This window comes from Clostridium sp. Marseille-QA1073, assembly GCF_054863625.1.
Map to the genome: position 1 here is coordinate 1 of NZ_JBSVQM010000010.1, position 11,680 is coordinate 11,680.

Here is an 11,680-nt window from a genome sequence, read left to right on the forward strand (position 1 = left end):
TGACTTCATGGTGTACGTCTTTTCCCTTTTCTATAACACTTATAGAATTATAGTGAATATCTATATCACCATTATGCTCTTCACATGCTCTATTAAATTCACCAGCTATTTCTAGCTTATCTCCTATTTTGTCATAGCTTGTGTAGTTTACAAGTATAGACCCCTTTTCCTTTTAAAAAGTGAAATTTCTCATCTTATGTCCCGCCATTGCAAATAATACCCTAATATAACATATTTTTATTATACCTATACTGAAAATACTTCCTATATAGTTTATCCTATAACACTCTAATTTCTATTGTCACCTTATCAATTAAATATTTCAAAACGATATATCATGAGAATTTTTATTGCTTTTTTATAAAAGTTTTATGAATAATAATATTTACTAAACCAATTTAAAAAGAGTGGAAATAGATTTTATATAGTCAATCTATTTCCACTCTCTTCTTCCCTATATTTTACTATATAATTTTAAACTCTCTCCTTGACTCTCAATCCACATATGTAAAAGCTCTTTTAAATCATCTAATCTTTCTTTATCTGTAGAACCTTCATTAGGTTTTAGTTCTTCTACAACTTTAAATTCAAAAGTATTTTCTCCATAAGTATCCCAATCTTTTTGCAGCTCTTTTAATTTAAATCTTCCCATATTTAATTTAAACTTCATTCCTTCAAAAGGCTTATATAAATTAGTGCATACATCTACAAAAGAATATTCTGTAATAGTGTTATATACTTGAATTATTCCCATTTTTATTTCTTGCTGCTTATAGTTATTTATAAGTTCTTTCTTACTCATATTTTTCATAATATTCCCCTCGCAATTCTTATAATACTTACTTCCATCATTGGATCTCTTTAGATATCCGTAGTCTACTAAATATCGTCGTATAGTTGAATCATCTTCATATAGAGTTTTAATAATCTTTTTTACTTCCATTTCCGTATATTCTTTATGTGGTTCAAACAAAGCAGCAAACCTAGGCAATAAAGCCTTTCTTTTCTCTTCCCTATTAGGAAACCTTCGAAGCTTAGGTTGTGTTATTGTTGACATCTCTTCCTCAGCTAATTCCATAATAGCTAGAAATGCTCTTGCTTGCCTTGCCCTTTCCCTTAAAGCGAATCTCATATTTCTTATTGTTGATTCTGCACAAAGAAGTCTTTCAGCCATTTCCTTATCACTATTTTTATTTGATATCATTGTGAGAAACTCTTTTTGAATTTCTGTAAGTCCAGTATATTTTTTATCTAATAATAGTAACCTTTCAATAGAATTACCATGGCTTGAAATATGAATATTTATTTCATTATCATTCTCACAGGTATGCTTTCCACAGATTAAACAAACAAATTTTGTATCTTTACTACTCCATACATACCCTCTTTTAAAATCATCTATAGTTGCATTACGAATTAGCTCATCCATATCTTCACCTCATCTATTAAATTCATAGACATAATAACATTTTTTTCTTATTATAGTCAAATTTATTTTACAGTAAATAGAAAAAGGACATATCCCACAGCATATGAGTTGTGTCCTTTTTACTATTAAATTATTTTATCTTAAGCTTTGTTTTTAATAGTAGTTCCGATTTCCATACTAAATCCACACTGTCGTATGTCCAATTGATGGCTAGGTTTCTCAAAACATTATCTTATTCTTCTATAAGTTACAAAAGAAATAGCTGCTGTTACTATAAATAGCGCTAAAGATGAGTAAACCTTATATTTTTTAACCTCATGTTGCACATCTCTTCCTTTTTCTAAAACTCTTATAGAGTTATAATGAATATCTATATCACCATTATGTTCTTCACATACTCTATTAAAATTACCAACTATCTCTACCTTATCTCCTACTTTGTCATAGCGTCCTAAAGTTTCAATTATAAAAGCCTTTTCTCTCTTACCATATATTTTAATAATATTTTTACCATCACTTATATTTATCTGACAGTCTTTTCTGTTCTTTATAATTTCATCAATAGCCTCACCTTTAACTTTTATAATCTTTTTGTCAAAATCCTGCGCATTAAATATTAAGTCTGTTATTTCTATATAGCTTTCACCATAACATATTCTACTAAAAATTAAAGATGATACTAATGTCAATATTAATATTAATGCGATAAAGTTTTTCCACATATTATCTTTATTCCTCCAATAAAAAAAACAATTAGAACAAAGGTTAATAAGATTTGTAATCTATCTAAGCACATAATGATTAAATAGTAATCTTTCATTAGTAGTACTATCACATATATTGATAGTTTTAAGTTTTATGATACAAAATTAGATTGAAAAGTTAAATGAATTAATTCATATCTTTTTTCCTTTATCCATTGAAATCAATCCTAAATTTTCAGGATTTTTTCATTATGATTTATAACTACGACCTTATCATAATTATTGGATAATACCTTTGCAATACTTCCCTCTTACCATAATCTATAATTATGATATATATTTAATATCAATCAAATATATTCCTAATAGAAAAACTATTCAAACCACTAAGTGCGTTGTAAATAAATTATTGTTGATGATTTATTGAGGAGTAGAGGAATAAATTTAAAATTCTCGTCTAAACAATTTAAATATTAGATAAAATAAGCTAAAATTAAAATTCCCCCTATTTGTTAAGAAAATTTAACATAAAAAACCTAACCCTTAACATAAAAATAAGAGTTAGGTTCTAAGTATAATATCTGCAATAAACAAGAGAATTTTGAAAAGTAACGTATCTGGAATAGAAAAGTATTCTTTTTAAAAGCTTAGGGTTTAAAAAGAATCCTAGTATTAATGAATTAAGTGAGAAAATATATGACCTGATGACAAGATCAAAAGGGTTCGAATATGTTATAGGACTTGGAAAACTTACATTACTTAAAAAGCAACTTATACGATACCATATACCCATGAATAAATAAAGCCAACAGAGGAGATTCAAAAGGCTGCTGTATTAGCATTTTCGAAGTATATAATAAATAAGTTATAATATAAAAAATAGTATTGCAGAATACCTTTAGGTTCTACAACACTATTTTTGTATAAACTCAGATAACATAGTATTTTACTCAATTTTTTTATATAGACATATATTAATATAAGTATTATAGGCATAATAGGTAACGTAGATAATATAAACTCAATTATACTTCTTTCATACCACATTAAATAAAACAAATACACCTAAGGTATAAAAACGAAAATTAATCCAATCAAAACAATAAAAGAATTATATTTCTTATTTTTTTCTTTATTCTTACAGAATAAAACAGTTAAAGAAATGAGTCCTACGTCTATAATAAGAAGTGTTAATAAATCATTAAATTCTGTAGAGTAAGAACTATAAGCAACACGAAGAAGTGTAACAATTCCAAAATAAAATATATCAAGTATAAGTAATATTAAGCATAGAACTCTTAAAATTTTAAGAAATTTTTTCATAAAAACCTCCATACAAAATAATTAAAAGTATAGCATGGATATTAATAATATGTTCTTATAATAACAGATTTATTAATAAGTGTTTATTCTATTATCTCTTTCATATAATCTATGCCTACTACTATATTTTTATCTTCTGTGCCAGATTCATCAACCATATATCTATGGCATAATCCTAATACAAAATTGCCTTGACTAGATGAATATACTATATAAGTTTTTTTTACAGTCTCATCGTATTTAGTCCGTTGCTCTTTTATATCATCAGGTAATACCTTATATGCTAATTTTATTGCATCATTGTAAGATACCTTTGTTGGATTTACCTCAGCTGCATACATATATTCACTTAATATTTGTCCATATTTTTTATTGTCAACATTAGGCAATCCTGCTTCACTACTTACAAAACTGTTTTTAGTTTCATAATAGTGATAATCAGAAGATTCTATTTCATATGATAAGGTTTCTTTTTTTACTTCTTCGTATCTCTTTGAAATTTTATCATTAACTGTTTCATTTTTAGTATATGACTCAAAATTTCCTACTGCAGTTTTATCTATATCAGGTTTCTCTTTTCTGTTAGATTGGCAGCCAATTAATACGAAAAGTATTAATATCAAAATAGATAATATAAATTTAAATTTTTTCATAATAATTCTCCCTTTAATTGAAAAAATGCAATTTATCCATTTAAAAGAGTATTCTATAATAACTATAAATATCCTTCAATACGTCTTAATAGAATAATAAAATCTCTCATCTTATGGGTATGCAAGGATTAGCACCCAAGAGCAAGATTTAGGCAGCAGATAGATTCTTTAAAAGTATCAAGACTAAAAAATAATACGGAAAAAATCTATGTAATGTATTTAATATAAATAAATATTAATAACCTTAGCAGAAATAATATCTTCATCATTTTATACAAAAAGGAACTAGCACTAATTATTTAGTGCAACAGCTCCAAACAAAGTCTAGCTTTGGGATTACAGTACAAAGTTCAGGTTATTTTTATTAATATGTTGCTAATCCTTCTTGTGATAAAACTGATTCTAAAAAAGAACCATCTAGATTATGAAAAGTTGCATAAACTTTAAATCTTAGCTTTCCATCAGCACCTCTTACTATATATCTATTGAGTTCTATGTTTACGATTCTTGTTGTTTGAATAAGATTGAAAACATGATCAAATAAAAATGCTGCTATTTCTGCTCCAATAGCTTTAGCTACTTGTTTTTCAATTACTTTAATAAGTCCACCTCCACTTATTGCAGCTACAATTAAATTTAATGCAACTCCATATCCTGTTTTTTATTCTACTCCCTATAAATATTTTGTCTTATCTTGTGATACAATGTCCTCAGTTCCTTCTACTATTGGTCCTCCTGGCATATTAAATTCCTCCTATATAATTTTTTTGAATACAGTTAACTGACTCTTATACTATATAAAGAAATTTAACTTGATTTTAGCACCCTATTCTAAAAATTTTTTTATATTATTTATTTTCATTTATTTGTTTATATTTCTTTATATCTTTTACAAGTGATATAATAAATGATATTACGCCTAAAGTTGTTATAATAATTAACTTAGGTCTATCATGTGGATAATAAATTATAGCAATAATACCTGTTACTAAACATATGATTATCCAAGCTATATCTCCTACGATAATCTTTTTAGTAACCATAACATCTTTTTTTCTTTTTAAAATAACTTTATTTTCTGACCATAAGTTTCCACCAATATTTGAGCCTATTAAAAATATAAGATAGCCAATGCATAAATAAAAAATTAAATTTTTTATATATTCCATAAATACCGTTCCCTCCCTGTAAATTATAAATATACATTTGCAATACCATTTTATAATAAAATTAACTAATATTACCTAAATATATCAAATATTATATCTTTTCTATTTGAAAAGATATACCTTTGTAACCCTCATATTTTATGACATTTTTCAAATGAAATATAGACTACTGATATTTAATCAATAGTCTATATGAATTAGTTTATATATAATATAACATTAAATTAAATATTAAAATTAGAATATATAAAAAAATTTGTTATATGATTTTTTCTATATATAATCAACAATATAATTCATGTTAATTGTGATTTTGTAAGTTTTAAGATATCCCATAATTGTTGAGTAATATGCAAGATTATTCGCCATGTCGCCAAGTTTATTTATAAAAGCTTTATCTTTAGCAAGAAGTCCAACATTATTATAATCAAAGTCGTATATGTCGGTAACCTTTATATCTAAGCTTAGACTTTTACCATTATTAATCTTTTTCCCTACAACCCATGCTGAAACTCTATGCAAAGAAGCATAAAGGTCCAAATTATCACTTGATGTAAACTGCATTTCAATTGTTTTTGCAAATTGACTGTTACCTTGAATTGATCTTCTAGCCTCTGATAAAAGATTAGCAAAAGCCCTAGATTGCCTAATCTTACTTGCAACTAAAGAAGTATCAGAGTAATACTTATCTGCTCCTGAATCTACAGCATTTCTTATACATTCAGCAGTAAAACCACAATTTATAGCTTCACAAGCTGTTGCAAAAATTCTCCATGCTTGTTTTGGATCTGGATTTATTGGCATTATTCATTCCCCCTTAAGATTTTTTATTGAAATAATTAATCGATTAATTTTCCGTTACACTATATAAAAAGAATAAAGCCTTAATTTTGTAACCCTGCAAAATAAAAATTAGTAAATATTTTTAATTATTTACTAATTTTCACAAGTATGCGAAAATAATAATAGATAATAAATGAATTAAGGGGGGATGAGTTAATGAAGATAAATATTAAAAAAATTTGTATATTTATTTTAGTTATTATATTGTTAATATTTATTTTTATAAGTATCCTTACTCCAAAAGGAAAATATTCTTCTTCTGTAGGAAAAGATACTATAGCATACTTTGGAAAAGACTACAGGTACCAAATATGTACAGTATACTCTTATAAAAAAGAGTATAATTTATATGATTTAGAAACATCAGATACAATTGCTAGAAACATAACTAAATATATAGATATAGATAAAATGAAAACAGCATTTATAGTTGGGCAAGAATCATTCAAAGACATCTATATCGTAATAGATTATGAAAATAATAAAATAGAAAGATTTAATGATTTATCCGAAATGAGCACTATTTATAGAAATACATTTACAGAAAAAGAGTTCAAAATAATAAAAAGCCATTCATAATTTGTAGTTTTTTAAAATTCTATTTTATAATGAATATTAAAAAAATAAATTCAAAGCATTAACTATTGATTTATCTACTTTTATAAACATATAATATAATCTTATTAGTTCAAGAGGAGGTTTGACATGATTAGAGGTTTTTTATTATTTCTAGTCTTATTTTTACAATTTGTTTTAGGTATTCTCTTTAAAGGAGATATTCCTATGAATGTAAATATGGAAGATTTCTTTTATATTGGGTTATTTTCTATAATCTCATTTTTAATTGTTTTTATAAAAAACAAAAGCTTAACATATGGAATTGTTATTATATCTTTGATATTCTCTATTCTATGGTTAATTTCTTTAATAAATTTAATTTTATATCCATGTGATAAAAGTTACGTTATAGATATCTTAGGTCTATTAGGAACAATTAGCTGCACTATCTTCTCATTTTATAAAATAAAAACCAGGGAATAACCCCTGGTCTTTTTTTATCCTGCAATAGTTCCACCAATTAATTCGTGAAATGGAGCAAGTGCACCCCAAAGCCATCTTTCACTATCATTTTCTCCACAATCAATTACCGATGTATGAGATATCATCTTATCTGCTAAATATGATATTAATAGAATATTTCTAACAACTTGAGCTACTTTATCTGGATAAACATGTCCTAATATTTCTACTGCTAATGAATTTGTAGAAATGTCTATTGGTTTTTTAAATGTTTTGTTCTACTCCTCATAAATATTTTGTCTCGTCTTGTGATACAATGTCCTCAGTTCCTTCTACTATTGCTCCTCCTGACATATTAAATTCCTCCTATATAATTTTTTTGAATACAGTTAACTGGCTCTTGCACTATATAAGGAAATTTAACTTGATTTTAGCACCCTATTCTAAAAATTTTTTTATATTATTTATTTGTTTATATTTCTTTATATCTTTTACAAGTGACATAATAAATGATATTACACCTAAAATTGTTATAATAATTAACTTAGGTCTATCATGTTGATAATAAATTATAACAATAATACCTGCTACTAAACATATGATTATCCAAGCTATATCTCCTACGATTTTTTTTAGTAACCATAACATTTTTTTCTTTTTAAAATAGCTTTATTTTCTGACCATAAATTTCCACCAGTATTTGAGCCTATTAAAAATGTAAGATAGCCAATGCATAAATAAAAATTAATTTTTTTATTTATTCCATTTTATAATAAAATTAACTATTACTTCCCAATGTATCAAATATTATATCTTTTCTATTTGAAAAGGTATATCTTTACGAATATAGGAAAATGATCTTTTTGTCCACTTTAATTAATAAATTTAATTAGGATTAGAAAATAAAATTAGATAAATTAAAATGCTTTGTAAATATTTAACTTTAAATTAATATTATGTATAATGTATGGTTATTATATGTATAAAGTTTTATAATAATTTTAAGGGCTATTATCAAAGCATGTGTTTAATGCAGGAAACATATCATATTTAAGTTAGGAGTGAATATATGGATATGCAGTTTTTATTTATATGTATCATAGCAGCACTGTATTCTATCTTCTTTATCATTATTGGTTTAAATATAAGAGAAAAAGGTGCTTATATAATTCATATAACATACCAAGATAGAACTGTATTTCTTAACGTGAGATTTGTCAGTTTTGTTGGCTGCACCCCTATTATAAGATCAGTAATTTAAAAATGTAATAATTATTGTAATTAAAGGGAGAATGAATAAATGAAAAAGATAACAAAGATAACATTAATTTTTTCTATTATACTAATTACGTTGACGCTCGGTTTTTGTGCAATGTGGGTAGAAAGAGATAAAACTACTAACATACAAGATTATAATAAATATTTTGGAGATAGTGGTAAGCATAGACAAAAGCATGATAAATCCTTCGGAAATAATAGTAAGAATACCGATGATATATTCCCCAAAAGTATTCCTGATTCAGCAAAAGTTGAAAATTTTTATTATTATTATTATAATCCATTTGACCCAAACTTTGTATCATACCTTGTATACACATGCAGTGATGAAGATTTTATCGAAGAGACAGAGAGATTATCAAAGATAGATTCTTCTAAAGATTATCTTATATATGGTGCAACTGGATTTAATTATCCAGTAAGTGCAGTTTATGCAAATGAGAGTGGTTATACTTATGCTTTGGCTGACAAAGAAAATAAAAAATTAATTTATGTGGAAATTAATTTTTGTAATTATTTTACTGATATAAACTATAAAAAAATAATTAATGAAAAACATCTTCCAATTAACTTTGATGCAAAAAAAGGAAATTCAACTCAAAAGAAAAAACATGAAGAATTTATGAAAACACAAGAAAAGAATAGATAAATGGAGAAATTTACAGAAAACAGGATAAAGAGAATGATGCTTAATAATTTCTTGATTAATAAAAGTAATCTAACATGGCTAAAAAGTTAAACCTTGTCACCTTTTTAATATATTAATAAAACTTTATTTGTAAAACATTTTGAAAATGTTTTAAAAGATAGTTCTCGAAGTCCTTTTGCAGGATCTGCTATTATGATGACGTTTCTCTTTACTTTATAAATAACAACAAAGTGCATAGTTTCTGTTGAAAATCGTAATTGTGCTATGCAGGGCAAATTAACATCATTAAGTATTTTAGTATTTCTCAAAGTTACGGCAGTTGCTATAAATCCAAGGTTAATCGCTATGCTATAAAGCTGAAAAAAATTTGTTCCAAATTTGTTGTTGTATTTTGCCATTTTTTTTAGATGGTTAAGTGAATACGGTTTATTGTAGTACAACAATATAGTTGCTAATGATGCTAATCCACAATCCATAGCTTCTTCTTGCCTAACGTAAAAATATTTACTCATATATATCCCCCTATTTAATATCTCTATATTTTAAAATTGAAATACTTGTTGTGATAACTATATTAAAACATTATCCAAACACCCTTATATACTAGCTTTCTAAAACTTGTATATCCACCATCTTCAATATTTATAACTTTACCCTTAGATATAAGTATATCTGCAATTGAACTAGTCAAAGCAGCAGATAGTGTAAATCCTGGAAGACCTGATTTACTTAAAGCTTTTGCTATTTCATTAGCAGTTAGTCCTTGGTAATAGAATACAGCATGAGCATATATTTCCTCTGCTATTTCTTGTAAGGACATGCCTGATACACCTCTATAGTGAACCAGCGCTTTTGCTTCTTCTAAACATATATTTTTGTCAAGAAATCTTCTACTAACTGGTATATTTGCAGCTCCTCCTGTAATTGACTTCATATCATTTTCGTTTAAAACTTTAATACCTCTTAAACTTTTCATAATAAATCTCTCCTTTTCTTTTTTACATAATTTTTAATATTTAGTTTGAATAAATCTGTATGTTAAGAAATTTTAACCGATTTATTTTCTATAAGACCTTTAGTCGACTATGTTGTCTTACATACTATATAAAGAAAGTTGTGTGCTAAATGTCACCCTGCCTTTTAAATTTATTTTTCTACTTTTTAAATACATGATTTTTTATTTCTTCTACATCTTTTTTTACATCTTCAACTATGTTTAATTTATCTGTTAGTTTAGAAATTATATCTTGATAATTTTTCTCTCGTTCCTCTTGCTTTAAATCTCTTTTTTCTTGCATTTTTAATATATAAAAAATAAGAATTATACTTAAAGCACTCCATATTCCCTGTGTTGAAGCTAATTTTATAAACTCATCCATTGATGACCTTTTACTTTATGCGCTTAAATATTTTTTAATGTTACTAAAGCTCTATTCTTATCTCTATTTACAGATTGTCTAGATATTTTTAGAATACTGGCAATTTCAGTTTCACTATAATTTTTTATAAATTTTAATATTAATATCTTTCTTTGTAATTTAGTAACTTGATTTAGTATATCTTTTACAAATACATAATTATATAATTCTTGTGATGTTATAAGACTTCTACATATATCTAAATCTAAACTTTGCTTTAATAAAATTGATTGTTTTTAGACAGTTAGTATATACTCATTTTTTAATGAGTAATGAAGATAAGATGCAATATACTTATTAGGATATCCTATTGGAATTTGATTTAGGGGGAACTTGTATACTATTTTAATAAGTTTCACTATCAAATCTTGTTCAGCATCATCATAATTTAATAAGTAACTACATTTCTTTATTAGAGGATTAAATCTATTGATCATTTCTAAAATGTATTTAAGATCTTTAGTTTTACATTTTTTTAATAGTTCATACAAACTATCCCCCATAATTATTCACCTACTTTACACTTTTAAGGGTAAAAAGTGATAAAGCTATATTTTGTAATTATTTGAATTTAATGCTTTATTATACGAAAATATACATTTTGTTAATATTATAGGATAAAAGTACAAATATACTTTTATATCAAAATAAAAATATCATTAATTAATGGTCAGACTATAGACAAAAGGCATGTTCTCACTCATGAGAACATGCCTTTTGTCTACAGTCTGAGGCAATATAACTTTTATTATATTGCCTGTTTGCATAAAAGAAGATTTTTAAAAATTTTTAATAGTTCAAGTAATATACTTTATTATATGATAATTAATTTTTATAAATAGTATTTAATAATTAATATTATTTATCTATACCAATATATTATTACAATGAAAGAGGTCAATAGAATCTAAAAAACAGACTCCTGTAAAATACAGAAATCTGCTTCTAGTTTCCTAGTCTTTTTTAATTTGTCCTTGACAAGGGGTCCACTTTAAATTGCATAGCTCTTATTTTTATTACCACGGCATAGGATCTTCGTCCGCAAATACCATAATGGTTTTATTACAAAAGTCTTTACTAATAATTTTTAATTCTTTTGCAAATGCAGTAGTGTAAAATGTATTGACAGCTACTAATCCCATTAATACTAATATACCAATTCTTTTTTTCATTTTTAAATCCTCCAACATTTAT

15 protein-coding genes are annotated in these 11,680 nt (G+C 25.5%); 2 read left to right on the forward strand and 13 right to left on the reverse strand.

The window, feature by feature from the left end:
• Nucleotides 1-454: 454 nt before the first annotated feature.
• The 6 genes from ACY1IQ_RS10595 to ACY1IQ_RS10620 all read right to left on the reverse strand — a co-directional run bounded on the left by ACY1IQ_RS10595 (nucleotide 455) and on the right by ACY1IQ_RS10620 (nucleotide 6,082).
• Nucleotides 455-1,429 carry a DUF2087 domain-containing protein gene (locus tag ACY1IQ_RS10595; RefSeq protein WP_461613888.1) on the reverse strand — a complete coding sequence of 325 codons (975 nt, stop codon included), beginning with the start codon at nucleotides 1,427-1,429 and terminating at the stop codon, nucleotides 455-457.
• A gap of 227 nt (nucleotides 1,430-1,656) precedes the next feature.
• Nucleotides 1,657-2,151, reverse strand: a complete 495-nt coding sequence (locus ACY1IQ_RS10600) for a hypothetical protein (protein WP_461613889.1) — start codon at nucleotides 2,149-2,151, stop codon at nucleotides 1,657-1,659.
• A 1,047-nt stretch (nucleotides 2,152-3,198) separates the two neighbouring features.
• The gene (locus tag ACY1IQ_RS10605) at nucleotides 3,199-3,456 is read right to left on the reverse strand and encodes a hypothetical protein (protein ID WP_461613890.1); all 258 of its coding nucleotides are present in this window, start codon (nucleotides 3,454-3,456) and stop codon (nucleotides 3,199-3,201) included.
• Nucleotides 3,457-3,539: 83 nt separating this feature from the next.
• The gene (locus ACY1IQ_RS10610; protein ID WP_461613891.1) at nucleotides 3,540-4,109 is read right to left on the reverse strand and encodes a hypothetical protein; all 570 of its coding nucleotides are present in this window, start codon (nucleotides 4,107-4,109) and stop codon (nucleotides 3,540-3,542) included.
• Between the two features lie 848 nt (nucleotides 4,110-4,957).
• Nucleotides 4,958-5,278, reverse strand: a complete 321-nt coding sequence (locus tag ACY1IQ_RS10615) for a hypothetical protein (protein WP_461613892.1) — start codon at nucleotides 5,276-5,278, stop codon at nucleotides 4,958-4,960.
• 273 nt (nucleotides 5,279-5,551) lie between these two features.
• Entirely contained in the window at nucleotides 5,552-6,082 is a 531-nt protein-coding gene (locus ACY1IQ_RS10620) for a hypothetical protein (protein ID WP_461613893.1), read from the reverse strand.
• Between the two features lie 195 nt (nucleotides 6,083-6,277).
• On the opposite strand from ACY1IQ_RS10620, the gene ACY1IQ_RS10625 reads away from it, so the two are divergent.
• Nucleotides 6,278-6,700: a hypothetical protein gene (locus tag ACY1IQ_RS10625; RefSeq protein WP_461613894.1), complete on the forward strand. Its 423-nt coding sequence runs from the start codon at nucleotides 6,278-6,280 to the stop codon at nucleotides 6,698-6,700.
• A gap of 879 nt (nucleotides 6,701-7,579) precedes the next feature.
• Here ACY1IQ_RS10625 and ACY1IQ_RS10630 read toward each other — a convergent pair.
• Entirely contained in the window at nucleotides 7,580-7,789 is a 210-nt protein-coding gene (locus ACY1IQ_RS10630; RefSeq protein WP_461613895.1) for a hypothetical protein, read from the reverse strand.
• A 652-nt stretch (nucleotides 7,790-8,441) separates the two neighbouring features.
• Here ACY1IQ_RS10630 and ACY1IQ_RS10635 point away from each other — a divergent pair.
• Nucleotides 8,442-9,068, forward strand: a complete 627-nt coding sequence (locus ACY1IQ_RS10635) for a hypothetical protein (protein WP_461613896.1) — start codon at nucleotides 8,442-8,444, stop codon at nucleotides 9,066-9,068.
• Between the two features lie 104 nt (nucleotides 9,069-9,172).
• On the opposite strand, the gene ACY1IQ_RS10640 is transcribed toward ACY1IQ_RS10635, so the two are convergent.
• From ACY1IQ_RS10640 to ACY1IQ_RS10665, 6 genes are all read right to left on the reverse strand, one after another.
• Entirely contained in the window at nucleotides 9,173-9,580 is a 408-nt protein-coding gene (locus ACY1IQ_RS10640; protein ID WP_461613897.1) for a cysteine peptidase family C39 domain-containing protein, read from the reverse strand.
• Between the two features lie 62 nt (nucleotides 9,581-9,642).
• Nucleotides 9,643-10,044, reverse strand: coding sequence for a bacteriocin (locus ACY1IQ_RS10645; protein WP_461613898.1), 402 nt, complete (start codon nucleotides 10,042-10,044; stop codon nucleotides 9,643-9,645).
• A 178-nt stretch (nucleotides 10,045-10,222) separates the two neighbouring features.
• The gene (locus ACY1IQ_RS10650) at nucleotides 10,223-10,447 is read right to left on the reverse strand and encodes a BhlA/UviB family holin-like peptide (protein ID WP_461613899.1); all 225 of its coding nucleotides are present in this window, start codon (nucleotides 10,445-10,447) and stop codon (nucleotides 10,223-10,225) included.
• 23 nt (nucleotides 10,448-10,470) lie between these two features.
• Nucleotides 10,471-10,713 (reverse strand): sigma factor-like helix-turn-helix DNA-binding protein, encoded by a 243-nt coding sequence (locus ACY1IQ_RS10655; RefSeq protein WP_461614011.1) that lies wholly within the window; start codon nucleotides 10,711-10,713, stop codon nucleotides 10,471-10,473.
• A 9-nt stretch (nucleotides 10,714-10,722) separates the two neighbouring features.
• Nucleotides 10,723-10,977, reverse strand: a complete 255-nt coding sequence (locus ACY1IQ_RS10660) for a hypothetical protein (protein ID WP_461613900.1) — start codon at nucleotides 10,975-10,977, stop codon at nucleotides 10,723-10,725.
• Between the two features lie 525 nt (nucleotides 10,978-11,502).
• Entirely contained in the window at nucleotides 11,503-11,658 is a 156-nt protein-coding gene (locus tag ACY1IQ_RS10665; RefSeq protein WP_461613901.1) for a hypothetical protein, read from the reverse strand.
• Nucleotides 11,659-11,680: the final 22 nt, after the last annotated feature.

Bases quoted from the DNA above. Each gene is read 5' to 3' on its own strand.
- ACY1IQ_RS10625 (WP_461613894.1), top strand. From the start codon at position 6,278: ATGAAGATAAATATTAAAAAAATTTGTATATTTATTTTAGTTATTATA.
- ACY1IQ_RS10595 (WP_461613888.1), bottom strand. From the start codon at position 1,429: ATGGATGAGCTAATTCGTAATGCAACTATAGATGATTTTAAAAGAGGG.
- ACY1IQ_RS10635 (WP_461613896.1), top strand. From the start codon at position 8,442: ATGAAAAAGATAACAAAGATAACATTAATTTTTTCTATTATACTAATT.
- ACY1IQ_RS10650 (WP_461613899.1), bottom strand. From the start codon at position 10,447: ATGGATGAGTTTATAAAATTAGCTTCAACACAGGGAATATGGAGTGCT.
- ACY1IQ_RS10605 (WP_461613890.1), bottom strand. From the start codon at position 3,456: ATGAAAAAATTTCTTAAAATTTTAAGAGTTCTATGCTTAATATTACTT.
- ACY1IQ_RS10620 (WP_461613893.1), bottom strand. From the start codon at position 6,082: ATGCCAATAAATCCAGATCCAAAACAAGCATGGAGAATTTTTGCAACA.
- ACY1IQ_RS10615 (WP_461613892.1), bottom strand. From the start codon at position 5,278: ATGGAATATATAAAAAATTTAATTTTTTATTTATGCATTGGCTATCTT.
- ACY1IQ_RS10640 (WP_461613897.1), bottom strand. From the start codon at position 9,580: ATGAGTAAATATTTTTACGTTAGGCAAGAAGAAGCTATGGATTGTGGA.
- ACY1IQ_RS10645 (WP_461613898.1), bottom strand. From the start codon at position 10,044: ATGAAAAGTTTAAGAGGTATTAAAGTTTTAAACGAAAATGATATGAAG.
- ACY1IQ_RS10610 (WP_461613891.1), bottom strand. From the start codon at position 4,109: ATGAAAAAATTTAAATTTATATTATCTATTTTGATATTAATACTTTTC.
- ACY1IQ_RS10630 (WP_461613895.1), bottom strand. From the start codon at position 7,789: ATGTTATGGTTACTAAAAAAAATCGTAGGAGATATAGCTTGGATAATC.
- ACY1IQ_RS10600 (WP_461613889.1), bottom strand. From the start codon at position 2,151: ATGTGGAAAAACTTTATCGCATTAATATTAATATTGACATTAGTATCA.
- ACY1IQ_RS10665 (WP_461613901.1), bottom strand. From the start codon at position 11,658: ATGAAAAAAAGAATTGGTATATTAGTATTAATGGGATTAGTAGCTGTC.